This window comes from Aquincola tertiaricarbonis (assembly GCF_023573145.1).
GTDB classification, from domain to species: domain Bacteria; phylum Pseudomonadota; class Gammaproteobacteria; order Burkholderiales; family Burkholderiaceae_C; genus Aquincola; species Aquincola tertiaricarbonis_B.
The window spans coordinates 1,816,818-1,838,374 of the sequence record NZ_CP097636.1; the positions used below are offsets into that span (position 1 = coordinate 1,816,818).

22 protein-coding genes and 1 riboswitch are annotated in these 21,557 nt (G+C 71.6%); of the genes, 13 read left to right on the top strand and 9 right to left on the bottom strand.

Annotated elements, in window-relative coordinates:
* The first annotated feature begins 416 nt into the window (after positions 1 to 416).
* On the top strand, positions 417 to 1,460 hold the full coding sequence (locus MW290_RS22670) for a GGDEF domain-containing protein (RefSeq protein WP_250199913.1): 1,044 nt from the start codon (positions 417 to 419) through the stop codon (positions 1,458 to 1,460).
* Here MW290_RS22670 and MW290_RS22675 read toward each other — a convergent pair.
* The 4 genes from MW290_RS22675 to MW290_RS22690 all read right to left on the bottom strand — a co-directional run bounded on the left by MW290_RS22675 (position 1,457) and on the right by MW290_RS22690 (position 3,557).
* The gene (locus tag MW290_RS22675; protein WP_250199914.1) at positions 1,457 to 2,269 is read right to left on the bottom strand and encodes a sulfite exporter TauE/SafE family protein; all 813 of its coding nucleotides are present in this window, start codon (positions 2,267 to 2,269) and stop codon (positions 1,457 to 1,459) included. The genes MW290_RS22670 and MW290_RS22675 overlap by 4 nt on opposite strands.
* On the bottom strand, positions 2,269 to 2,712 hold the full coding sequence (locus MW290_RS22680; protein WP_250199915.1) for an EVE domain-containing protein: 444 nt from the start codon (positions 2,710 to 2,712) through the stop codon (positions 2,269 to 2,271). Before MW290_RS22680 ends, MW290_RS22675 begins: the two co-directional genes overlap by 1 nt.
* A 336-nt stretch (positions 2,713 to 3,048) precedes the next feature.
* Positions 3,049 to 3,354, bottom strand: a complete 306-nt coding sequence (locus MW290_RS22685) for a cell division protein ZapA (RefSeq protein WP_250199916.1) — start codon at positions 3,352 to 3,354, stop codon at positions 3,049 to 3,051.
* Positions 3,351 to 3,557: a coiled-coil domain-containing protein gene (locus MW290_RS22690; protein WP_250199917.1), complete on the bottom strand. Its 207-nt coding sequence runs from the start codon at positions 3,555 to 3,557 to the stop codon at positions 3,351 to 3,353. The genes MW290_RS22685 and MW290_RS22690 overlap by 4 nt, the downstream gene beginning before the upstream one ends.
* A 45-nt stretch (positions 3,558 to 3,602) precedes the next feature.
* A riboswitch (cobalamin riboswitch) is annotated at positions 3,603 to 3,859 on the top strand.
* Positions 3,860 to 3,931: 72 nt separating this feature from the next.
* Between MW290_RS22690 and MW290_RS22695 the strand changes: the two genes are divergently transcribed.
* The 10 genes from MW290_RS22695 to MW290_RS22745 are packed head-to-tail and all read left to right on the top strand — an operon-like array spanning position 3,932 to position 14,105.
* Positions 3,932 to 5,824, top strand: a complete 1,893-nt coding sequence (locus tag MW290_RS22695; RefSeq protein ID WP_250199918.1) for a TonB-dependent receptor domain-containing protein — start codon at positions 3,932 to 3,934, stop codon at positions 5,822 to 5,824.
* An 18-nt stretch (positions 5,825 to 5,842) separates the two neighbouring features.
* The gene (locus MW290_RS22700; protein WP_250199919.1) at positions 5,843 to 6,400 is read left to right on the top strand and encodes a bifunctional adenosylcobinamide kinase/adenosylcobinamide-phosphate guanylyltransferase; all 558 of its coding nucleotides are present in this window, start codon (positions 5,843 to 5,845) and stop codon (positions 6,398 to 6,400) included.
* Positions 6,397 to 7,326: an ABC transporter substrate-binding protein gene (locus tag MW290_RS22705; protein ID WP_250199920.1), complete on the top strand. Its 930-nt coding sequence runs from the start codon at positions 6,397 to 6,399 to the stop codon at positions 7,324 to 7,326. The genes MW290_RS22700 and MW290_RS22705 overlap by 4 nt, the downstream gene beginning before the upstream one ends.
* Positions 7,323 to 8,360, top strand: a complete 1,038-nt coding sequence (locus tag MW290_RS22710; RefSeq protein WP_250199921.1) for an iron chelate uptake ABC transporter family permease subunit — start codon at positions 7,323 to 7,325, stop codon at positions 8,358 to 8,360. The genes MW290_RS22705 and MW290_RS22710 overlap by 4 nt, the downstream gene beginning before the upstream one ends.
* A complete protein-coding gene (locus tag MW290_RS33175; protein ID WP_310740172.1) occupies positions 8,357 to 9,172 on the top strand; it encodes an ABC transporter ATP-binding protein in 816 nt (271 codons plus the stop codon). Before MW290_RS22710 ends, MW290_RS33175 begins: the two co-directional genes overlap by 4 nt.
* Positions 9,169 to 10,116 carry an adenosylcobinamide-phosphate synthase CbiB gene (cbiB, locus tag MW290_RS22725; RefSeq protein WP_250199922.1) on the top strand — a complete coding sequence of 316 codons (948 nt, stop codon included), beginning with the start codon at positions 9,169 to 9,171 and terminating at the stop codon, positions 10,114 to 10,116. Before MW290_RS33175 ends, cbiB begins: the two co-directional genes overlap by 4 nt.
* Positions 10,113 to 11,615: a cobyric acid synthase gene (locus MW290_RS22730; protein WP_250199923.1), complete on the top strand. Its 1,503-nt coding sequence runs from the start codon at positions 10,113 to 10,115 to the stop codon at positions 11,613 to 11,615. Before cbiB ends, MW290_RS22730 begins: the two co-directional genes overlap by 4 nt.
* Complete coding sequence (gene cobT, locus MW290_RS22735) at positions 11,612 to 12,655, top strand: nicotinate-nucleotide--dimethylbenzimidazole phosphoribosyltransferase (RefSeq protein ID WP_250199924.1); 1,044 nt, start codon at positions 11,612 to 11,614, stop codon at positions 12,653 to 12,655. Before MW290_RS22730 ends, cobT begins: the two co-directional genes overlap by 4 nt.
* Before the next feature lie 5 nt (positions 12,656 to 12,660).
* A complete protein-coding gene (locus tag MW290_RS22740) occupies positions 12,661 to 13,467 on the top strand; it encodes an adenosylcobinamide-GDP ribazoletransferase (protein ID WP_250199925.1) in 807 nt (268 codons plus the stop codon).
* On the top strand, positions 13,464 to 14,105 hold the full coding sequence (locus MW290_RS22745) for a histidine phosphatase family protein (RefSeq protein ID WP_250199926.1): 642 nt from the start codon (positions 13,464 to 13,466) through the stop codon (positions 14,103 to 14,105). The genes MW290_RS22740 and MW290_RS22745 overlap by 4 nt, the downstream gene beginning before the upstream one ends.
* On the opposite strand, the gene MW290_RS22750 is transcribed toward MW290_RS22745, so the two are convergent.
* From MW290_RS22750 to MW290_RS22770, 5 genes are all read right to left on the bottom strand, one after another.
* A complete protein-coding gene (locus tag MW290_RS22750) occupies positions 14,002 to 14,580 on the bottom strand; it encodes a GAF domain-containing protein (RefSeq protein ID WP_250199927.1) in 579 nt (192 codons plus the stop codon). The two genes, MW290_RS22745 and MW290_RS22750, sit on opposite strands and share 104 nt — an antisense overlap.
* Positions 14,574 to 15,236: an endonuclease III gene (gene nth / locus MW290_RS22755; protein WP_250199928.1), complete on the bottom strand. Its 663-nt coding sequence runs from the start codon at positions 15,234 to 15,236 to the stop codon at positions 14,574 to 14,576. The genes MW290_RS22750 and nth overlap by 7 nt, the downstream gene beginning before the upstream one ends.
* Positions 15,233 to 15,931, bottom strand: coding sequence for an electron transport complex subunit RsxB (rsxB, locus tag MW290_RS22760; protein WP_250200091.1), 699 nt, complete (start codon positions 15,929 to 15,931; stop codon positions 15,233 to 15,235). Before rsxB ends, nth begins: the two co-directional genes overlap by 4 nt.
* Positions 15,932 to 15,989: 58 nt before the next feature.
* Positions 15,990 to 17,330: a polyhydroxyalkanoate depolymerase gene (locus MW290_RS22765; RefSeq protein ID WP_250199929.1), complete on the bottom strand. Its 1,341-nt coding sequence runs from the start codon at positions 17,328 to 17,330 to the stop codon at positions 15,990 to 15,992.
* Positions 17,331 to 17,438: 108 nt separating this feature from the next.
* Positions 17,439 to 18,635 carry an amino acid aminotransferase gene (locus MW290_RS22770; protein WP_250199930.1) on the bottom strand — a complete coding sequence of 399 codons (1,197 nt, stop codon included), beginning with the start codon at positions 18,633 to 18,635 and terminating at the stop codon, positions 17,439 to 17,441.
* 117 nt (positions 18,636 to 18,752) lie between these two features.
* On the opposite strand from MW290_RS22770, the gene uvrB reads away from it, so the two are divergent.
* Both uvrB and MW290_RS22780 read left to right on the top strand, forming a co-directional pair.
* Positions 18,753 to 20,855: an excinuclease ABC subunit UvrB gene (uvrB, locus tag MW290_RS22775; protein ID WP_250199931.1), complete on the top strand. Its 2,103-nt coding sequence runs from the start codon at positions 18,753 to 18,755 to the stop codon at positions 20,853 to 20,855.
* Positions 20,856 to 20,886: 31 nt separating this feature from the next.
* Entirely contained in the window at positions 20,887 to 21,444 is a 558-nt protein-coding gene (locus MW290_RS22780; protein ID WP_250199932.1) for a low molecular weight protein-tyrosine-phosphatase, read from the top strand.
* Positions 21,445 to 21,557: the final 113 nt, after the last annotated feature.

The window sequence follows — 21,557 nt, forward strand, 5'->3', positions numbered from 1 at the left end:
GACAGACGCACGAAGCTCCTCCGAGAGCGGCAAAGGTGCGGCAGGCCCCAGGAAGCCGCAATGCTTCCAGGTCTGCCCGGGAGGGTCATGGCTGCGCACGTCGGTGTGCACGGCAACCGTGCACTACAGGCACACGGCGGTGGCGCTTCGCTGCGCCGCCGGGCAGAGACCTGCAGCATCCGTGCCAGTGGCAAATCCCACGCTTGGTGCGGTCGTCAGCCTCTTTTTCACCACACCAGATGGCTGGGGTGCGCACAATTCACGCGCCTGCGGGGTGTTGGTGCCATGGGCATCGGACGCCAAGCTAGGGAGAATAGGCCTGCATGTGCCCGCCGTGACTTGTGTCGTGGCGGTGGGCGCCTCACCATAGAAAGCCTGCTTGCTGGTCGTTCCTGCGCGACTTGCGGAATGTCTCGATGGATTTATCCAGCCACCGCCCCAACCACCCGACATCCACGGTGCCGACCCCACCCACGATCGACCCTGCGGCCCTGGAGGCGGCATTGGCGTTGGTGCTGCCGGCCCTGGCGGAACGGCAGGGCGCGATGCTGGCCGTCAAGGACGCGCAGAGCGGCAGCTACCTGTGGGCCAATGAACGCATGGCCCAGTGGCTGGGCGTGTCGCCCGACGAGCTGCCCGGCCGTGCCGACGCCGACCTGCTGGACGCGCCGCTGGTCACCACCTTGCGCGCCGCCGAGCACACCGCCCTGGCCCAGGGCCAGCCGCTGACCAGCGAGCACCGCTTCGAGCGCGATGGCGAGAAGCACGACTACCGCGTGCTGCGGCTGCTCACGCCCCCCAGTGCGGACGGCCGCCGCCTGCTGTGCAGCGTGTGGACCGACCAAGCGGTGCAAAAGGCCAAAGACGCGCAGCTGCGTGCCGCGCTCGAGCAGCTGGAGCAGCTGCAACGCAACATCGAGACCCTGCGCCGCGAGCTGCAGGACCATTCGCTGCGCGACACCCGCACGGGCCTGTACACCCGCGCCCACTTCGACGACCAGCTGCGCCGCGAGGTGGACCTGTCCACCCGCGAGCACCGCGAATTCGCGCTGGTGGCCATCGCGGTCGATCCGCCTTCGCCGCGCGTGGCCGAGCTGGGCGCGCCGGCCCACACTCGCATCGTCGAGACGCTGGGCCGCCTGCTGCGTGGCAACACCCGGGCGATGGACGCTTCCTGCCGGGTGGACGACCGCCGCTTCGCGGTGCTGCTGTCGGGCGTGGGCCTGGCCACCGCCCATGCGCGGGTGGAAAGCCTGCGCCGCGAGTGCGCCACGCAGATCGTGGTGCTGGACGGCGAGGAACTGCGCTTCACGGTTTCCATGGGCGTGGCCAGCTACCCGCACACCGCCCACAGCCAGGAAGAGCTGCGCGAAGCCTGCGACGCAGCGCTGGCCGAGGCGCAGCGCCGCGGCGGCAACGTGGTCACGCTGGCCGGTATCCGCTTCGAGCGGGTGGACTAGCTGGCAGTGAGGCCGCGGTACAGCATGTACGCGGCCAGCAGGTAAAGCACCAGCGCGAACACCCGCTTGAGCTTGCGCATGTCCAGCGCATGGGCCACGCGGGCGCCCACCGGCGCCATCAGCACGCTCACCGGTGCAATCAGCGCCAGCGCCGGCAGGTAGAGGTAGCCCATCGCGCCGGGCAGGGCGGGCGCCATGTGCCAGCCGCCCACCACATAGCCCAGCGTGTTGGCCAGCGCGATCGGAAAGCCCAGCGCCGCACTGGTGGCCACCGCGTTGTGCATGGCCACGTTGCACCAGGTCATGAAGGGCACCGACACGAAGCCGCCGCCGGCCCCCACCAGGCCCGACAGGAAGCCGATGACGCCGCCGGCGGCCGTGGTGCCGGCCGTGCCCGGCATCTGCCGGGTGGGCTTGGGCTTGCGGTCGCGCAGCATCTGCGTGGCCGAGAAGCCGACGAAGGCGGCGAAGAACAGCGCCAGCGCCGCGCCCTTGAGCACCGCGAACACACCGGCACCGGCCAGCAGCCCGCCCAGCACGATGCCGGGCGCCAGCCGCCGCACGATGTCCCAGCGCACCGCGCCGCGCTGGTGGTGCGCCCGCACGCTGGACAGCGATGTGAACAAGATGGTGGCCATGGAGGTGGCAATGGCCATCTTGACGGCCATGCCCGGCGCCACGCCGCGCGCCGACAGCAGGTGAGTGAGGAAGGGCACCATCATCATGCCGCCGCCCACGCCCAGCAGCCCGGCCATGAAGCCGGTGCCGGTGCCCACGAGCAGCAGCGTGACCGCGAAGCCGAGGTCCATCAACCGGTGGCCAGCAAGGCCTGCACGGCCTGCCATTCATCGGGCGTCACCGGGGTGATGGACAAGCGACTGCCGGGCTTGAGCACCCCCATCGTGGCCAGCTCGGGCCGCTGCCGCATCTCGGCCAGCGGCAGCAGTCGCGTCTTGCGGCCCTGGTCCACGTCCACATGCAGCCAGCGCGGCGCGTCAGGCCGGCTCTTGGGGTCGAAGTAGGGGCTGGCCGCGTCGAACTGCGTCGCGTCCGGGTAGGCAGCGCTGGCCACGCGGGCGAGGCCCGCGATGCCGGGCTCGGGGCAGGACGAGTGATAGAACAGCACGCCGTCACCCACCTGCATCGCATCGCGCATGAAGTTGCGGGCCTGGTAGTTGCGCACGCCGGTCCAGGGCACGCGGCCCAGGCGCACGAGGTCGTCGATCGAGCACTCGTTGGGCTCGCTCTTCATCAGCCAGTAGGCCACTCTGGGGGATGCGTCAGCGGGAGGGAAGAGGGGGCAAAAGAGGGTGTCCGCCGCAAGCCGCGAGCCGCATTCCCGAACCCCAAAGGGAAGTTCAGGTGGGCGAGGTCAGCAAGGCTTCGGGTTCATCTGACGCGAGACGATCACACCAGCCGAGCGATGTTCCAAGCCCTTGGTCATAGACCATCGGTTCGAGGAAATATAGGACCCGCGCGAATGCGACGGACGACCTGATTCTAAGCCCCGACCCGGCTGCAAGCGGTAGGAGAAGGCCGGCATTTCCATGGCACGCAGCGGGTCTCGGACGTCACTTGACAAGGTGCGTCAGAGTAGGTGGCCATCGTCGCCAAGGGCCTGGTCGATGCGGCGCATCAACGCACCCACGTCCACCGGCGGTGGCACCGGCTCGCCTTCGGCCGGTGGCGCGGGCGGGCGCTCGGCCAGCTGGTAAGCCAGGTTGAGTGCGGCCAGCACTGCGATGCGCTCGCGGGCCTTCACGCGGCCGGCATCGCGGATCGCGCTCATCTCGCGGTCGACGCTGGCGACGGCGGCCATCAGCGAATGCTCGCCGCCTTCAGGGCAGCCGAGGATGTAGCTCTGGCCGAGGATGGTGACTTCCATCTGCTTCATCGGGCGTCGCCTCCGTTGGCGGGCAGGCGGTCGAGCAGCGCGTCGATGCGGGCGCGTGCGGCATTCAGGCGGGAGCGCATCTGGTCGCGTTCGATGGTGACGGCGTCGACCTGCTGCTGCAGCAGCAGGTTGGTGCGCTTGAGCTCCTCGTGTCGCAGCACGAGGCGTTCGATCCGCTCGGCAAGATCTTCGAGGGTGGGCATGGCAGGGGGCGGTTGGCGGAACCCCTGATTGTAGGCGGGGGTACTGGTAGCATCGGCGCTGTTGGTGCCTGGGTTGCGCTTCGTTGCAGCTCGGGGTAAACGGGAAGCAGGAAGGCGGGTGCCCCACGGGCCAGGCTCAACCTGCGCTGCCCCCGCAACGGTAAGCGGACGGATGGTTGATCTGATCAACCTTCCAGCGACGAGCTCTCTGCCACTGGGTGGCCGGCCTGCAAGGCCGCGCCTGGGAAGGCGCCGCGTCGAGTCCGCCAGCCCGGATACCGGCCAACGAGCGGTGATGCCCCCTTGCAGGTGGCTCGCCTTGTCGCAGACACCCGCGGGGAAGCAGGTGGCTGCATCCGTTGTCCTTGCCCCTCATGAATTCAAAGTCTTCCGCGCTGCGTGCGCGCCCGGCGTCATGGACGCTGCGCCTGGCCGTGGCCGCCTGTTTTGCCGGCGGTGCCGCCGCCCATGCCCAGACCGTCGTCGTCACCGGCAGCCGTGAACCGCTGCCCCTGGACCGCGTGACCGCCGACGTGGTGGTGATCGATGCCGACCGCATCCGCAGCAGCACCGCCGACTCGGTGGAAGACCTGCTGCGCCGCGAGGCCGGCGTGCAGGTGTCGCGCAACGGCGGGCCCGGCAAGAGCGCGGCCGTGTTCATCCGCGGCGCCAGTGCCAGCAACACCGTGGTGCTGGTCGACGGCGTGCGCATCGGCTCGGGCACGCTGGGCCAGGTGGAGTTCGAGGCCTTGTCGCTGTCGCAGATCGACCGCATCGAGGTGCTGCGCGGCCCGGGCTCCAGCCTGTACGGCGCCGATGCCGCCGGCGGCGTGATCCAGATCTTCACCCGCACCGGCAAGGCCGGCGGCGGCATCAACCTCGAGGCCAACGCGGCCGTGGGCGGCTACGGCGCGCGCCAGGGCGGCGTGGCCGTCAGCGGTGGCAGCGGCGCTTTCGACTATGCGGCGTCCATCAGCCATGAAAGCGACGACGGCGTCTCGGCCCTGCGCCCCGGCGACCGCTTCGGCAACTACAACCCCGACAAGGACGGCCACCTGCGCACCAGCAGCAGCCTCAAGCTGGGCTTCACGCCGGTGGACGGCCACCGCCTGGGCCTGCTGGTGACGGACAACCGGCTGCGCTCGCAGTACGACGGCAGCGAATACCTGGCCCCCAGCTTCGCGCAGGACGCCAGCGGCGACATGCGCAACACGCTGAAGACGCGCGTGGTGGCGCTGGACTACCGCGGCCGGGTGTCCAGCGCCTGGACCACGTCGGTGCAACTGGCGCGCAACACCGACGACCTGGTCAGCGGCTTCCGCGCGCCCGACACCTACCGCACCGAGCGCGACCAATTCACCTGGCAGAACGCCTGGACGCCCGATGCCGACACCCAGGTGGTGCTGGCCTATGAGCACCTGGGCGAGCAGGCCGAGAGCAGCAGCTACGTGCGCGGCGAGAGCCGCCACAACAACGCGCTGGTGCTGGGCGTCTCCAGCCGCTTCGGCGACCATACGCTGCAGGCCGACCTGCGGCGCGACGACAGCTCGGTCTATGGCGGCAACACCACCGGCCGCCTGGGCTGGCGCATGAGCCTCACGCCCGCCTGGAGCGTGCGGGCGCTGGCCGGCACCACCTTCCGTGCGCCCAGCTTCAACGACCTGTACTTCCCCGACTACGGCGTGCCCACGATCGAGGCCGAGCGTGGCCGCAGCATCGAAGCCGGCGTGGAATGGCGGCGCAACGGCAGCGAGGCCTCGGCCACCGTCTACCGCAACCGGGTGAAGAACCTGATCGCCTACCAGCCCGATGCCAGCTTCTGCCCGCCGGACGTCGGCTACCAGTACGGCTGCGCCGGCAACGTCGGCCGTGCGGTGCTGCAGGGCGCCACGCTGAGCGGCGCCCACCGCGTGGGCGCGCTGCAGCTGCGCGCGACGGTCGACTTCCTCGATGCCACCGACGACGACACCGGCGCCCGCCTGACCCGCCGCGCCGCCCACCAGGAAAGCCTGTCGGCCGATTACGAGCTGGGCGCCTGGAGCTTCGGCGCCGCGCTGCAGTCGGTGGGCCGCCGGCCCGATGGCAACGTGAACCTGGGCGCCTATGCGCTGCTGGACCTGAGCGCCCGCTGGCGCTTCATGCCGCAGTGGCAACTGGAAGCCAAGGTGCTGAACGTGGCCGACAAGGACTACAGCCCGGCGCGCGACTACCAGGCGCTGGGCCGCCAGGCCTGGCTGGGCCTGCGCTACAGCGCACGCGGGCTGTAAACAGCAGGGCGGCCGGCCATGCATGAGCTGATCCTCGGCGGGCAGAAGAGCGGCAAGTCGCGCACCGCGGAAGCGCGTGCCGCGGCCTGGCTGCAGGCCGGCGCCGGCCGTGAGGCCACGCTGGTGGCCACCGCGCTGGCCGGCGACGAGGAGATGGACCGCCGCATCCAGCGCCACCGCGAAGAGCGCGCGGCGCGGGTGCCCGGCCTGGCCACGGTGGAAGTGCCGCGGGCGCTGCCCGAGGCGGTGCAGCAGCTGGCCGCGCCGCAGCGGCTGCTGGTGGTGGATTGCCTGACGCTGTGGCTCACGCAGCTGGCCATGCCCTTGCACGGCCCGGCGGCCGACGAAGCCGCGCTGGCCGCGCAGCGCAGTGCGCTGTGCCGCGCGCTGGCGCAGGCGGGCGGGCCGGTGGTGCTGGTGTCCAACGAAATCGGCCTGGGCGTGGCGCCGATGTCGCGCGAAGCGCGGCGCTTCATCGACGCGCTGGGCCTGCTGCACCAGGCGGTGGCCGCCGCCTGCAGCCGCGTGACCCTGATGGTGGCCGGCTGCGAGCTGGCGGTGAAGGGCCGGGCGTGAAGCGCACGCGCCCACCGCAGGCCGGCCGTCACAGGGCGGGCTTTGTGCTGGCCGCGCTGCTGCAGGCCGCGCTGGTCGCATCGCCGGCGGCGTGGGCAGCGGGCAGCCCGGCGCCCATCACGGTGCAGGACGACCGCGGCCGCAGCCTCACGCTGGCCGCGCCGCCGCAGCGCATCGTCTCGCTGCTGCCTTCGCTCACCGAAACCGTGTGCGCGCTGGGTGACTGTGCTCGGCTGGTGGGTGTGGACCGTTTTTCCAACTGGCCGGCCGAGGTGGCGCGGGTGCCCCAGGTCGGCGGGCTGGAGGATGCGCAGATCGAGCGCATCGTCTCGCTCAAGCCCGACCTGGTGCTGGCCGCCGCCTCGTCGCGCGCGGTCGACCGGCTGCAGGCGCTGGGCCTGACCGTGGCGGTGCTGGAGCCGCGCACCCACGCCAGCGCCCGCCGCACCATGGAAAGCGTGGCCCAGCTGCTGGGCCGCCCGGGTGCGGGCCTGGCCTTGTGGCAGCAGGCCGACGCGCGCATCAGCGCGGCCGCAGCGCGGGTGCCGGCCGCGCTGCGTGGCCAGCGGGTGTACTTCGAGGTGGGCAACGGCCCCTATGCCGCGGGCGCCTCGTCCTTTGTGGGCGAGACGCTGCAGCGCCTGGGCCTGGACAACATCGTGCCGGCGTCGCTGGGGCCGTTTCCCAAGCTGAATCCGGAGTTCGTGGTGCGGGCGCGGCCCGACATCGCGATGGCGCCGCAGGCCAGCATCGACGAGATGCCGCAGCGCCCCGGCTGGGCCACGCTGCCCGCGGTGGCCGGCCGCCGCTGGTGCGGCTTCGATGCGCCCACCTACGACATGCTGGTGCGCCCCGGCCCCCGCCTGGGTGAGGCGGCCGACCAGCTGGCCGATTGCCTGCAGCGCCTGCAGGCCGCCCGGCGATGAGCAGCCCGGCTGCGCCGCATCGGGCCCACGCGGCTCCGCCCGCCGCGGCCGGCCTGTCGCCGCGCGGCCTGGCCGCGGTGCTGGCGGCGCTGGGCCTGTTGCTGCTGGCCGCCGGCCTGGCCGCCGGCAGCGAAGGCTTTTCCTGGGACTGGGCCACCGACTGGCCGTTGATCGAAGCCATCCGCGCGCCGCGCACGCTGGGCGCGCTGCTGGCCGGCGCACTGCTGGGCCTGGCCGGTGCGCTGGCGCAGGGGCTCTTCCGCAACCCGCTGGCCGACCCCTACCTGCTGGGCTCGGCCGCCGGTGCCGGCCTGGGCGTGGTGGCGGTGCTGGCGGTGGGCGGTGTCTTCGGCAGCACCATCGGCCTGGCCGGCGTCGGCTGGCTGTTGCGGCTGGGCCTGGTGGGCGCCGCCTTCGTCGGTGCGCTGGGCGGCGTTAGCCTCACGCTGCTGCTGGCGCGGGGCGCCGGCCAGCCGCTGCAGCTGCTGCTGTCGGGCGTGGTGGTGGGCGTGCTGCTGGGCGCGGTGGCCGACCTGGTGCTGCTGGTGTCGCCCGAGGCCCTGCGCGGCAAGCAGGTCTTCCTGCTGGGCACCACCAGCTTTCTGGGCTGGCCCAGCGTGGCGGTGCTGGCGGCGGCGCTGGCAGTGGCGTTGCCGCTGGCCACGCGCTTTGCCCGTGCGCTGGATGCCCTGGTGCTGGGCGAAGCCAGCGCCCGCAGCCTGGGCCTGGACCTGCCGCGGGTGCGCCTGCTGTTGGTGGTGCTGATGGCGCTGGCCACCGGCACTGCGGTGGCACAGGCCGGGCTGGTGGCCTTCGTCGGCCTGGTGTCGCCTCACCTGGTGCGGCGTTGCGTGGTCGTCACCCACGGCGCGCTGCTGGGCCTGTCGGCCCTGGCCGGCGGCTTGTTGCTGCTGGCCGCCGACGTGGCCGCCCGCACGCTGATGGCGCCGCAGGAGCTGCCGGTGGGCGTGCTCACCGCGGTGGTGGGCGGGCTCTACCTGATGCTGCTGCTGCGGCGGCGCGCAGCGAAATGAAGCCCGACCCTCACGCCCACGACGTCGCGCCGCTGCAGGCCCGCGCGCTGCGGGTGCAGCGCGGCGGGCGCGACGTGGTGCAGGCCGTGTCGCTGGACCTGCGCCCGGGCGAATGGGTGGCCATCGTCGGCCCCAACGGCGCCGGCAAAAGCAGCCTGCTGGCGGCCCTGGCCGGCCTGCTGCCCGCCGCGGGCGGCGATGTGCGGCTGCAGGGCCGCCCGTTGGCCGACTGGCCGGCGCGTGAGCGCGCGCGCCGGCTGGCCTGGCTGTCGCAACAGGGCGAAGCCGAAGGCGACATCGCGGTGGCCGACGTGGTGCGCCTGGGCCGGCTGCCGCACCAGGGCCTGTTCGGCGGCGCCACCGCGGCCGACGAAGCGGCGGTGCAGGCCGCAATGGCCGAGACCGAATGCGAGGCGCTGGCGCAGCGCCGCCTGCAGGAGCTGTCGGGCGGCGAACGCCAGCGCGTGCTGCTGGCGCGGGCGCTGGCGGTGCAGGCGCCGGTGCTGCTGCTGGACGAACCCACCAGCCACCTGGATGCACCCCACCAGCGCGCCCTGGTGCGCAGCCTGGTGGCGCGGGCACGGGCCGGCGCGGCGGTGGCCGCGGTGCTGCACGAGATCACGCTGGCGCTGGCCGCCGACCGCCTGCTGGTGATGCAGGCTGGCCGGCTGCGCGCCGAAGGCCCGGCCGACGACCCGGCGGTGCGCCAGGTGCTGGCCGAGGTGTTCGACCATGCCTTCAGCATCGAACATCTCAGCACCGCCCACGGCGCCCGCTGGGTGGCGGTGCCGGTGCTGGGGGAGGGCGCATGAACCTGCTGCCCACCGCCCTGGCCGCCGCCGTGCCGGCCCTGGCCATCGCGCTGGCGCTGGCCATCGACCGCCGCTTCGGCGAGCCGCCGCTGCGCTGGCACCCGGTGGTGTGGATCGGCCACTACCTGGGCCGCGCTGGCCGCCGCCTGCCCGAGCTGGCGCCGCGCCGCGCCTTCGTCGCCGGCCTGCTGGCCTGGGCCGCGGGTGCGCTGGGGGCAGTGGCGCTGGCCACGCTGGCCGAATCGCTGCTGCGCCACTGGCTGCTGCCGCAGGGCGGCTGGGGCGCGCTGGCGCTGGCCGCCGGGCTGGGGCTGTTGCTCAAGCCCATGCTCAGCTGGCGCATGCTGCGTGACGAGGTGGCGACGGTGGACACCGCGCTGGCCGAGGGCGTGGACGCCGGCCGCCGGCAGATCGCCCGCCTGGCCAGCCGCGACACCACGCAGCTCACGCCCGCCGAGGTGCGCGAAACCGCGATCGAGACGCTGGCCGAGAACCTCAACGACTCGGTCATCGCGCCGCTGTTCTGGTTTGCGCTGGCCGGCCTGCCCGGTGCGGTGCTGTTCCGCTATGCCAACACCGCCGATGCGATGTGGGGCTACCGCGGCCGCTGGGAATGGGCGGGCAAGTTCGCCGCCCATGCCGACGACGTGCTGGCCTGGCTGCCGGCGCGCCTGACCGCGCGGCTGCTGCTGCCCTTGCACTGCCGCTGGGCCCGGCTGGCGGTGGAGGCCCGCCGCACGCCTTCACCCAACGGTGGCTGGCCGATGGGGGCGATGGCGCTGGCGCTGGGCGTGAAGCTGCGCAAGCCCGGCGTGTATGCGCTCAATGCCGGCGCCCCCGAACCCGGTGCCGCTGACCTGGCCCACGCACTGGCGCATGCCGGCCGCGGCCTGCGCGGCGGCGTGCTGCTGCTGGCCCTGCTGGCCGCGTGGGTGGCCGCATGAAGCGCCCCGCCGCCACCGTGATGGTGCTGGGCTGCACCAGTGGCGCCGGCAAGAGCTGGCTGGCCACCGCGCTGTGCCGCTGGTATGCGCGCCAGGGCCTGCGCGTGGCGCCCTTCAAGGCGCAGAACATGAGCAACCATGCCCGCGTGGTGCCGGCCACCGCGGGCCGCCCGGCCGGCGAGATCGGCAGCGCGCAGTATTTCCAGGCCCTGGCCGCCCGCGCCGAGCCCGACGTGCGCATGAACCCGGTGCTGCTCAAACCCGAGGCCGACACCCGCAGTCAGGTGGTGCTGCTGGGCCAGGTGCGGCCCGAGCTCACCACCATGCCCTGGCGTGAACGCAGCCAGCACCTGTGGCCGGCCGCCGAAGCCGCGCTGCAATCGCTGCGCGAAGAGGTGGACGTGCTGGTGATCGAAGGCGCCGGCTCGCCGGCCGAGATCAACCTGGCCACCAGCGACTACGTCAACACCCGCACCGCCCGCGCCGCCGAAGCCGCCTGCCTGCTGGTGGCCGACATCGACCGCGGCGGCGCCTTCGCGCACCTGTACGGCACCCATGCCTTGATGGACGCGCAGGTGGCGCGCCAGGTGCGCGGCTTCGTGCTCAACCGCTTTCGCGGCGATGCCGGCCTGTTGGCGCCGGCCCCGGCCCAACTGCACCGGCTGACCGGCGTGCCCACCGTGGCCGTGGTGCCGATGCAGCGCGACCACGGCCTGCCCGAGGAAGACGCCGTGCCCACCAGCCATGCGGCCGCCAGCGGCCCGCAGGTGGTGGTGCTGGCCACGCCGCATGCCAGCAACCTCGACGAATTCGAGCCGCTGCGCCAGGCCGGTGTGTCGCTGCACTTCAGCCGCGACGCCGCGACGCTGCGCGCCGCCGACTGGCTGGTGCTGCCCGGCAGCAAGCACAGCCGGGCCGATGCTCAATGGCTGCGCGACCAGGGCCTGGACGCCGTGGTGCAGGCCCATGCGGCCAGCGGCAGGCCGCTGCTGGCGGTGTGCGGCGGCCTGCAGATGCTGGGCCGGCGGCTCGACGATCCGCTGGGCCTGGAAGGCGGCCAGCCCGGCAGCATGCCGGGCCTGGCCGTGCTGCCCATCGCCACGCGGTTCGAGCCGGCCAAGCAGCTCACCCGCCGCCAGCACCGCTTCGGCGCGCTGCAGGGCGCCTGGGCGCCGCTGTCCAACCTGACCATCGACGCCTATGAGATCCACCTGGGCCGCAGCCAGCTGCTGCCCGCCGAGGCTGGTGCGGTGGCACCGCAGCCGGCACTGCCGGCAGCGCCCACGCTGGGCTGGCAGCAGGGCAACGTGCTGGCGCTGTACCTGCACGGCCTGTTCGAGTCGCCGGCCGTGCTGCAGGCCTTGTTCGGCCGTGCGCCACGTTCGCTGGACGCCGTGTTCGACGGCCTGGCCGACGTGGTGGACACCGCTTTCGAGCCCGGCGTGCTGTGGTCCCTGCTGGACACCCCCATCGCTTCTCCGCTTCCCGATACCGCATGAGCATCTTCCAAGTCCCTGCCGTCCCCGCCACCGCCGATGCCGAGCTGGCCGCGCGCCTGCAGCAGCGCATCGACCGCAAGACCAAGCCGCTGGGTGCGCTGGGCCGCATCGAGTCGCTGGCGCTGCAGCTGGGCCTGGTCCAGCGCACCGAAGCACCGGTGCTGCAGCAGCCGCAGATGCTGGTGTTCGCGGGCGACCATGGCCTGGCGCGCCGCGGCGTGTCGGCCTATCCGCAGGACGTGACCTGGCAGATGGTGGAAAACATGCTGGCCGGCGGGGCGGCGGTGAACGTGTTCTCGCGCCTGGCCGGCCTGGGCGTCACGGTGGTGGACGCCGGCGTGGCCCACGACCTTGCGCCGCGGCCCGGGCTGCTGCTGCGCAAGGTGGCGCCCGGCACCGCCGATGCCAGCGAGGGGCCGGCCATGAGCGCCGCGCAGTGCGCGCAGGCGCTGGCCGCCGGCGCCGAAGTGCTGCGCGGCCTGCCCGGCAATGCGGTGCTGCTGGGCGAGATGGGCATCGGCAACACCAGCAGCGCTGCCTTGCTGCTGGCGCGGCTGGCCGGCGTGCCGATCGAGGCCGCGGTGGGCCGCGGCACCGGGCTGGACGACGACGGCCTGGCGCGCAAACGGGCGCTGCTGGCGCAGGTGCTGGCCCGCCATGCCGATGCGCAGCAACCGCTGGACGCGCTGGCCGCGCTGGGCGGCTTCGAGATTGCGATGCTGGCCGGCGCCATGCTTCAGGCCGCGCACGAGCGGCGGCTGATCGTGGTCGACGGCTTCATCTGCGCCGCCGCGGCCCTGGTGGCCTGCCGGCTGCAGCCGGCGGTGCGCGACTACTGCGTGTTCGCCCACCTGGGCGGCGAAGCCGGCCATGCCGCGCTGCTGCAGGCCCTGGGCGTGCAGCCGCTGCTGCAGCTGGACATGCGGCTGGGCGAAGGCTCGGCCGCGGCGCTGGCCTGGCCGCTGCTGCAGGCGGCGGTGGCCATGCTGCGCGAGATGGCCAGCTTCGAGTCGGCCGGCGTGTCCGACAGCGGCGGCTAGCCCGCATGGGCCTGCGCCACGAAGTGCGGCTGGTGCTGGTGGCCGCGCAGTTCCTCACCCGGCTGCCGGTGCGCATACCGCTGCAGGAAGGCCGCTTCGACCCCGCCTGGCTGCATGCCTGCGCCCGCCACTTTCCGCTGGTGGGCGCGGTGGTGGGCGGCTGGGGCGCGCTGGTGCTGTGCGGCGCCGCCGCGCTGTGGCCGCCGCTGGTGGCAGTGCTGCTGTCGATGGCGGCCACGGTGTGGCTGACCGGCGGCTTCCATGAAGACGGCGTGGCCGACACCTGCGACGGCCTGGGCGGCGCGGTGACGCGTGAACGTGCACTGGCCATCATGAAGGACTCGCGCCTGGGCAGCTACGGCGCGCTGGGCCTCCTATTGACGCTGGCGCTCAAGGCCGCGGCGCTGGCCGCTTTGCTGGCCGCCGCCGGGCCGTTGCGCACCGCGGTGGCGCTGGTGTTGGCGCATGGCCTGTCACGCGCCGCCACGGTGGTGATGCTGCGGCTGCTGCCCTACGGCGGCGACCTGGAACATGCCAAGGCCAAGCCGCTCGCGCAGCAGATCAGTGGCGGCGGCCTGGCCGTGGCGCTGGGCTGGGGCCTGCTGCTGGCGGGCGCCGCGGTGGCGCTGGGCTGGCCGCCGGCCCGCGTGCTGGCCGTGGTGCTGGCGATGGCGGCCGTGGTGGCGGTGTGCGCCCGCTGGCTGCGCCGCCGGCTGGGTGGCTACACCGGCGATGCGCTGGGCGCCACCCAGCAGTGGACCGAGCTGGCCGGCTACCTGGCCTTGGCGGCCACCGTGCCGGGCCTGGCATGAGCGCCGCCACGGACGACGCGATGATCTGGCTGTGGCGCCACCCGCGCCCGCAGGGCGCCGAGGGCCGCTGCATCGGCCGCACCGACCTGCGGCTGGACCCGCGCCGGGCGCGGCGGCTGGCGCGGCGCATCCGGCAGGCGGTGCGGGCCAACCGCCTGCCGCGCATCATCTACACCTCGCCGCTGCGGCGTTGTGCCGATGTGGGCCGCGCGCTGGCCCGGCTGGGCTTCGAGCACCGCATCGATGACCGGCTGCTGGAGCTGGACTTCGGCCGCTGGGACGGCCGCGCGTGGTCCACGCTCCGTGCGGCAGACTTCGCCGGCTGGGACGCCGACTTCGAGCACCACGCCCCCGGTGGTGGCGAAACGGTGGCTGCCCTGCGCCAGCGCATGCAGGCCTTCGTGGCCGACCTGCCGCCCGGCCCGGCGTTGCTGGTGGCCCATGCCGGCTGGATCAATGCGCTGCGGGTGGCGGGGCAGGGCACGCTGCAGCCGGCCGACTGGCCGCGCCCGCCCGCCTACGGGCAGGCGCTGCTCATCCCCAATCCGTGTCGTTCCAGGCCTTGCCTTGGTGCGGCCGGCGGTACGCCACCCCCAGCGCCAGGCTGGCTTCGCGCAGCGTCAGGCCCGCACGGCTGACCAGCTGGCGCACCGTCTGCAGCTGGCGCGCCGACCAGGTGATCGGGCCGTCCACTTGCTCGCAGGTGACGACGCCGAACAGCTCGCCATTGACCGAGTGGCACACGTCCAGCAGCGAGTACACGTTCTGCGGCAGCAGGTACTCGTGCAGGAAGCCGACGCAGGCCGGGTGGCTGCGCGCGTCGTCGGCCACCACGCAGCCTTCGTCCAGCAGCAGCTGGAAGTAGTCGGCATGGTGGGCGCTGTGGATGTCGGTGGGCAGGCCGCTGCGCTGCGGCAGGCCGGCGTCCACCATCGCCACGCAATGCAGCGCCGGGCCGGTGTCGGTGTCGATGAAGGTCCAGAGGCCCGCGCGCGAGCAGCCCACCCAGCGGGTGAGCAGCCGGGCCACCTCTTCCAGGTAGCCGCGAGCGTCGATTTCGCCGTCGGTGAGTTGCAGCGACAAGCTGTGCAGCAGCGCGCGGTCGATCAGCATGTGGCGTCCTTCTTGCGCGCCGCACGGTCCAGCGCACGACCAAAGTCGCACCAGGGCCGCACCTGGCAGGCTTCGCACAGCGGCCTGCGGGCTTGGCAAACATAGCGCCCGTGCAGGATGAGCCAGTGGTGCGCATCGGCCAGGTAGGCCGGTGGCACGCGGGCCAGCAGCTTCAGCTCCACGGCCAGCGGCGTCTTGCCAGGGGCCAGGCCGGTGCGGTTGCTGACGCGGAAGATGTGCGTGTCCACCGCCATCGTTGGCTCGCCGAACACCACGTTCAGCACCACGTTGGCGGTCTTGCGGCCCACGCCGGGCAGGGCCTCCAGCGCTTCGCGGCTGCGTGGAATCTGTCCGCCATGCTGTTCCACCAGGATGCGGCAGGTTTCCAGCAGGTTCTTGGCCTTGGTGCGGAACAGGCCGATGGTGCGGATGTGCTCGGTCACCTGTTCCAGCCCCAGGTCCAGCATCTTTTGCGGCGTGTTGGCCCGCGGAAACAGCCGCCGGGTGGCCTTGTTCACGCCCGCGTCGGTGGCCTGGGCCGACAGCAGCACCGCGGCCAGCAGCTCGAAGGGGTTGGTGTATTCGAGCTCGGTCTCGGGCTGCGGATTGGCGGCCTTGAGGGTGGCGAAGAAGGGTTCGATGTCGGCGGTTTTCATGGGGTGCCCTGGCCCTGGCGTTGACGATCCCGGGCGCGGGCCAGCGCGGCCTCGATCACCGCGCGCTTGCGGTCCAGCGCCGCGGGGTCGGTGAGCTGGCTGGCGGCCGGCAGGTCGGCCAGCTTGGCCTGGGCCTTGGCGGCCAGCCGCGCTTCGTTCTCCTGCGCCGCGCGGGCCGTGCGCATCTGGTGGAAGGCATAGCGCTCGCGCGCCTCGTCGGCCTGCGCGGCGCTCCAGGCGGCCCAGCCGGTGCGCTCGCCGCTCACCGGCTCGAGCCGGATGCAGTCCACCGGGCAGGCCGGCACGCACAGCTCACAGCCGGTGCACTGCTCGGCCACCACGGTGTGCATCTGCTTGGGCGCGCCCACGATGCAGTCGACCGGGCAGGCGCCGATGCACAGCGTGCAGCCGATGCACCAGGCTTCGTCGATCACCGCGCGCAGCAGCGGGCCTTCCTGGCCGCAGGCCGCATCCAGCGGCAGCGCCGGCTGGCCGGTGAGGGCGGCCAGGCGGGCCACGCCTGCCTGGCCGCCGGGCGGGCAGCGGTTGATGGCGGCCTGCCCCGCGGCAATGGCCTGGGCATAGTGGCGGCAGTCGGGGTAGCCGCAGCGGGTGCACTGGGTCTGCGGCAGCAGGGCGTCGATCGCGTCGACCGACACCGGTTCTGGAAAGGCGGGCAGGGAAGGGGACGGCAGGCTCACCGGCCGATTATCCGGTGGTGAGCCTGCACTTCGCGGCGGCGGCGCAGGCCGCTCAGGCCGCGCCGCGGCGGCGTGCCGGGGCCTTGCGGGCGGCCGGGCGGCTGGGCGCCGCAGCGGAGCCGGCTTCCAGCGGCAGCTGGGCCTGGGCCGGTTCGGCCGAGAAACGGCGGATGAAGTCGCGCACCTCGGGGTAGGCCTTCTCGCGCCAGCGGCGGCCCGAGAAGATGCCGTAGTGGCCGGCGCCGATCACGTCGTAGTGGAACTGGCGCGACTTGTCGATGCCGGTGCACAGGTCGTGCGCGGCCCGGGTCTGGCCGGCGCCGGAGATGTCGTCCAGCTCGCCTTCGATGGTCAGCAGCGCCGGGCCGGTGATGTCCTGCGGCCGCACCAGCTGGCCCTTGACGTGCCAGGTGCCGTTGACCAGCGCGAAGTCCTGGAACACCGTCTTGATGGTGTCCAGGTAGTACTCGGCGGGCAGGTCCAGCACCGCGTTGTACTCGTCGTAGAAGCTGCGGTGGGTCTCGGCGCTTTCATCGTCGCCACGCACCAGGTCCAGGAAAAAGTCGTAGTGCGAGGTGAGGTGGCGGTCGGGGTTCATCGCCACGAAGCCGGTGTGCTGCAGGAAGCCCGGGTACACCAGCCGGCCGGCGCCGGGGTAGTTGACCGGCACCCGGTGGATCACGTTGTTCTCGAACCACTCGAAGCTCTTGTTCATCGCCAGGTTGTTCACCGCGGTGGGCGAACGGCGGGCGTCGATGGGGCCACCCATCATCGTCATCGTGCGCGGCACGGTGCGGCCCAGCGTGGACTGCAGCGACACCGCCGCCAGCACCGGCACGGTGGGCTGGCACACCGAGATGACGTTGACCTCGGGGCCGATCAGCTCGATGAACTCCTGCACATAGGCCACGTAGTCGTCCAGGTGGAACGGGCCCACGTCGGCCGGCACCATGCGCGCGTCGGTCCAGTCGGTGATGTAGACCTTGTGGTCCTGCAGCAGGCTGCGCACGGTGTCGCGCAGCAGCGTGGCATGGTGGCCTGACAGCGGCGCCACCACCAGCACGGTTGGCTGCTGCTTCATCTGCTCCAGCACCGGGCCGTTGTCGGTGAAGCGCTTGAAGCGCAGCAGCCGGCAGAACGGCTTGGTGGCGGCCACCTGTTCCTGGATGGCCACCTCGGTGCCGCCGACGGTCACCGAGTTGATGTTGAACGGCGGCTTCTCGTATTCCTTGGACAGCCGGTGCAGCAGCTCGAAGCCCGCCGAGATGCGGTGCGCCAGCGGCGTGTGGGTGAAGGGCGACAGCGGATGGTCGTACAGCTTGGACGAGGCACTGGCGAATTCGGAAAACGGCGCGAGCAGCGCACGTTGCGATTCATAAAGCTGGTAGAGCATCGGAATCAACCTCGGGAAAGGGCCTTGATTGTCGCCGACCTGCGGCAAGCCGCGGGCCCACGAAAAAGGCCCGGCGAACCGGGCCTTTCAAGCGCTTGTCGTGGTGCCTCAGGCCACCGCCGCCATGGCCGCAGCCACCGCGTCGATGTTGTGGCTGTTGAGCGCGGCCACGCAGATGCGGCCCGAATCGACGCCGTAGACGCCGAATTCGTTGCGCAGGCGCACCATCTGGTCCTTGTTCAGGCCCGAGTAGCTGAACATGCCCTGCTGGCGGGTGATGTAGCTCAGGTCGCCCTTGAAGCCGGCGGCGGTGAGCTTGTCGACCAGCGCCGTGCGCATCAGCTTGATGCGGGCGCGCATGCCGGCCAGTTCTTCTTCCCACATGCGGCGCAGCTCTGGCGTGGTCAGCACCGTGGCCACCACCTGGGCGCCGTGGGTGGGCGGGTTGGAGTAGTTGGTGCGGATGACGATCTTCAGCTGGCTGAGCACGCGGCCGGCTTCTTCGGCGCTGCTGCACACCACCGACAGCGCGCCCACGCGCTCACCGTAGAGCGAGAAGCTCTTGGAGAACGAGGTGGAGACGAAGAAGTCGATGCCGGCGGCCAGGAACTGCTGCACCACGGCGCCGTCTTCGGCGATGCCCTGGCCGAAGCCCTGGTAGGCCATGTCCAGGAAGGGCACCAGGCCGCGCGACTTCACCACATCGATCACCTGCTGCCATTGCGCGGGCGTGATGTCGTAGCCGGTGGGGTTGTGGCAGCAGGCGTGCAGCACGACGATGGTGCCGGCGTCGGCCTGGCCGAGGGCAGCCAGCATGGCGTCGAAGGCCACGCCGCGGCGTTCGGCGTCGTAGTAGGGATAAGCGTCCACCGGGAAGCCGGCGTTGGTGAACAGCGCGCGGTGGTTCTCCCAGCTGGGGTCGCTGATCAGCACCTTGGCGGCGGGGTTCAGGCGCTTGAGGAAGTCGGCGCCGATCTTCAGGCCGCCGGTGCCGCCCACGGCCTGCACCGTGGCCACGCGGCCGCCCTTGACCACCTCGCTGTCGGCCCCGAACACCAGGCCCTGCACGGCCTTGTCATAGGCGGCGATGCCGTCGATGGGCAGGTAGCCGCGGGCCTTGGGGGCTTCGACCATCTGCTTTTCGGCCTGGGCCACGCAGGCCAGCAGCGGCAGCTTGCCGTTGTCGTCGTAGTACACCCCGACGCCCAGGTTGACCTTCTTCGGGTTGGGGTCGGCATTGAACTGTTCCGACAGACCCAGGATCGGGTCCCGGGGGGCCATTTCTACTTTGGCGAAGAGCGACATTGTGTTTTCCTGAAAAGGCCCGATGTGTACGGGCTGCGCCTGGCGTGAGCGGCTGCTGTACCCTGCAGGGTTGGCCGTTTGGCGTGTAACGGCGCTCGGCATTTTAGGAGATGGCCCATGACCGCAGTGGCGGAAACCGAAGCCTCCACCCCGCCGGCGGGTGAGTTCGTCAGTTATCCCGGCTCCCCGTTCCAGCTTTTCCAGCCTTATCCACCGGCCGGCGACCAGCCGCAGGCGATCGCGCAGCTGGTCGAAGGCGTGAACGACGGCCTGGCCTACCAGACGCTGCTGGGCGTGACCGGCTCGGGCAAGACCTTCACGATGGCCAACGTGATCGCGCGGCTGGGCCGGCCGGCGATCGTCTTCGCGCCCAACAAGACGCTGGCGGCGCAGCTGTACTCGGAGTTCCGCGAGTTCTTCCCGAAGAACGCGGTGGAGTACTTCGTCAGCTACTACGACTACTACCAGCCCGAGGCCTACGTGCCGCAGCGCGACCTGTTCATCGAGAAGGACTCGTCGATCAACGAGCACATCGAGCAGATGCGGCTGTCGGCCACCAAGAGCGTGCTGGAGCGGCGCGACGTGGTGATCGTGGCGAGCGTGAGTGCCATCTACGGCATCGGCAAGCCCGAGGACTACACCCAGATGCGCTTCATCGTGCGGGTGGGCGACAAGATCGGCCAGCGTGACGCCATCGCGCAGCTGATCCGCATGCAGTACAAGCGCAACGAGACCGACTTCTCGCGCGGCAGCTTCCGCGTGCGCGGCGACCGCATCGACGTGTTCCCGGCCGAACACTCGGAGCTGGCCATCCGGCTGGAGCTGTTCGACGACGAGATCGAGTCGCTGTCGCTGTTCGACCCGCTGACCGGGCAGATCCGCCAGAAGATCCCGCGCTTCGTCATCTACCCCAGCAGCCATTACGTGACGCCGCGCGAAAGCGTGCTGCGGGCCATCGAGGGCATCAAGGAAGAGCTGCGCTGGCGGCTCGATGAGCTGGTCAAGGCCGGCAAGCTGGTGGAGGCGCAGCGGCTGGAGCAGCGCACCCGCTTCGACCTGGAGATGCTGCAGGAGGTGGGCCACTGCAAGGGCATCGAGAACTACACCCGCCACCTCTCGGGCGCCGCGCCGGGCGATCCGCCGCCCACGCTGGTGGACTACATGCCCAAGGACGCGGTGATGTTCTTCGACGAATCGCATGTGCTGATGGGCCAGCTGGGCGCCATGTACAACGGCGACCGCGCACGCAAGAGCACGCTGGTGGAATTCGGTTTCCGCCTTCCTAGCGCGATGGACAACCGACCGCTGAAGTTCGAGGAATTCGAGCGCAAGGTGCGGCAGGCGGTGTTCGTCTCGGCCACGCCCGCGGCCTACGAGAAGGAGCATGCCGGCCAGGTGGTGGAGCAGGTGGTGCGGCCCACCGGCCTGGTCGATCCCATCGTGGAAGTGCGCCCCGCCCAGCAGCAGGTGGACGACGTGCTGCAGGAGATCCGCGACCGCGTGGTCATTGGCGAACGGGTGCTGATCACCACGCTGACCAAGCGCATGGCCGAGCAGCTGACCGACTACCTGAGCGACAACGGCGTCAAGGTGCGCTACATGCACTCGGACATCGACACGGTGGAGCGGGTGGAGATCCTGCGCGACCTGCGGCTGGGCACCTTCGACGTGCTGGTGGGCATCAACCTGCTGCGCGAGGGCCTGGACATTCCCGAGGTGTCGCTGGTGGCCATCCTGGACGCCGACAAGGAAGGCTTCCTGCGTGCCGAGCGCAGCCTGATCCAGACCATCGGCCGCGCGGCGCGCAACCTCAACGGCCGCGCCATCCTGTACGCCGACCGCATCACCGACTCGATGCGCAAGGCCATCGACGAGACCGAGCGCCGCCGGGCCAAGCAGATCGCGCACAACGAGGCCATGGGCATCGTGCCGCGCGCGCTGAACAAGAAGGTGCGCGAGCTGATCGACGGCGTGGTGAGCGACAAGACCGCCAAGGACGACCTGAAGAATGCGCAGGCCGCCGCCGAGGTGGAAGCCATGAGCGAGAAGGACCTGGGCAAGCGCATCAAGCTGCTGGAAAAGCAGATGCTGGAACACGCCCGCAACCTCGAGTTCGAGAAGGCGGCGCGGGTGCGCGACCAGCTGGCGGTGCTGCGCGAGCAGGCCTTCGGGGCGGCTGGCCACGACAGCAACGTGGTGCCGCTGGTGGGCCGGGCATGAAGGGCTTCATGAAGGTGGGTCGGACATGGTGATGCGTTTTGCCAAACAGCTGCTGGGCGTGGGCGGCCGCGATGAGTCGGCGGTGCGCTACCGGGTGTTGATGGTGTGCCTGGGCAACATCTGCCGCTCACCCACGGCCGAAGGCGTGCTGCGCGCCAAGCTGGAGGCCGCCGGCCTCTCCGAGGCGGTGCAGGTGGATTCCGCCGGCACCAGCGGCTACCACGTCGGTGAAAAGCCGGATGCCCGCGCCATCCGCCATGCGCAGCAGCGCGGTTATGCGCTGGCGGGCTTGCGGGCGCGGCAGGTGAGCGTGGACGACTTCCGCCGCTTCGACCTGATCCTGGCGATGGACGACGAGAACCTGCGCGAGCTGCGCCGCGTGCGCCCGGCCGATGCTACGGCCGAGCTGAGCCTGCTGCTGGACCACGCCACCGACCCGCAACGCCCGCGCGGCAGTGGCCGCGTCCCTGACCCTTATTACGGTCCGGCGGGCGGTTTCGACCATGTGCTCGACCTCATCGAGCACGCCTGCGACGGCCTGGTGGCACACATTCGGCGGCAGCTGGAGGCGGTGCCGCCACAGGCATGACGCCTGCCGTGGGGAACTTCGGCGAGCAATCTCGACCGAAAAGCTCAACTTCAGTTATACTTGAGTAACCCACTCGGAATCAGTCGGGGGTTAACCCGGTAGGCGCCTCCAGC

Bases quoted from the DNA above. Each gene is read 5' to 3' on its own strand.
- MW290_RS22770 (WP_250199930.1), bottom strand. From the start codon at position 18,635: ATGTCGCTCTTCGCCAAAGTAGAAATGGCCCCCCGGGACCCGATCCTG.
- MW290_RS22750 (WP_250199927.1), bottom strand. From the start codon at position 14,580: ATGCTGATCGACCGCGCGCTGCTGCACAGCTTGTCGCTGCAACTCACC.
- MW290_RS22780 (WP_250199932.1), top strand. From the start codon at position 20,887: ATGCGTTTTGCCAAACAGCTGCTGGGCGTGGGCGGCCGCGATGAGTCG.
- MW290_RS22685 (WP_250199916.1), bottom strand. From the start codon at position 3,354: ATGAAGCAGATGGAAGTCACCATCCTCGGCCAGAGCTACATCCTCGGC.
- MW290_RS22670 (WP_250199913.1), top strand. From the start codon at position 417: ATGGATTTATCCAGCCACCGCCCCAACCACCCGACATCCACGGTGCCG.
- MW290_RS22690 (WP_250199917.1), bottom strand. From the start codon at position 3,557: ATGCCCACCCTCGAAGATCTTGCCGAGCGGATCGAACGCCTCGTGCTG.
- nth (WP_250199928.1), bottom strand. From the start codon at position 15,236: ATGAAAACCGCCGACATCGAACCCTTCTTCGCCACCCTCAAGGCCGCC.
- MW290_RS22695 (WP_250199918.1), top strand. From the start codon at position 3,932: ATGAATTCAAAGTCTTCCGCGCTGCGTGCGCGCCCGGCGTCATGGACG.
- MW290_RS22765 (WP_250199929.1), bottom strand. From the start codon at position 17,330: ATGCTCTACCAGCTTTATGAATCGCAACGTGCGCTGCTCGCGCCGTTT.
- cbiB (WP_250199922.1), top strand. From the start codon at position 9,169: ATGAACCTGCTGCCCACCGCCCTGGCCGCCGCCGTGCCGGCCCTGGCC.
- uvrB (WP_250199931.1), top strand. From the start codon at position 18,753: ATGACCGCAGTGGCGGAAACCGAAGCCTCCACCCCGCCGGCGGGTGAG.
- cobT (WP_250199924.1), top strand. From the start codon at position 11,612: ATGAGCATCTTCCAAGTCCCTGCCGTCCCCGCCACCGCCGATGCCGAG.
- MW290_RS22675 (WP_250199914.1), bottom strand. From the start codon at position 2,269: ATGGACCTCGGCTTCGCGGTCACGCTGCTGCTCGTGGGCACCGGCACC.
- MW290_RS22740 (WP_250199925.1), top strand. From the start codon at position 12,661: ATGGGCCTGCGCCACGAAGTGCGGCTGGTGCTGGTGGCCGCGCAGTTC.
- MW290_RS22730 (WP_250199923.1), top strand. From the start codon at position 10,113: ATGAAGCGCCCCGCCGCCACCGTGATGGTGCTGGGCTGCACCAGTGGC.
- MW290_RS22680 (WP_250199915.1), bottom strand. From the start codon at position 2,712: ATGAAGAGCGAGCCCAACGAGTGCTCGATCGACGACCTCGTGCGCCTG.
- MW290_RS22745 (WP_250199926.1), top strand. From the start codon at position 13,464: ATGAGCGCCGCCACGGACGACGCGATGATCTGGCTGTGGCGCCACCCG.
- MW290_RS33175 (WP_310740172.1), top strand. From the start codon at position 8,357: ATGAAGCCCGACCCTCACGCCCACGACGTCGCGCCGCTGCAGGCCCGC.
- MW290_RS22710 (WP_250199921.1), top strand. From the start codon at position 7,323: ATGAGCAGCCCGGCTGCGCCGCATCGGGCCCACGCGGCTCCGCCCGCC.
- MW290_RS22700 (WP_250199919.1), top strand. From the start codon at position 5,843: ATGCATGAGCTGATCCTCGGCGGGCAGAAGAGCGGCAAGTCGCGCACC.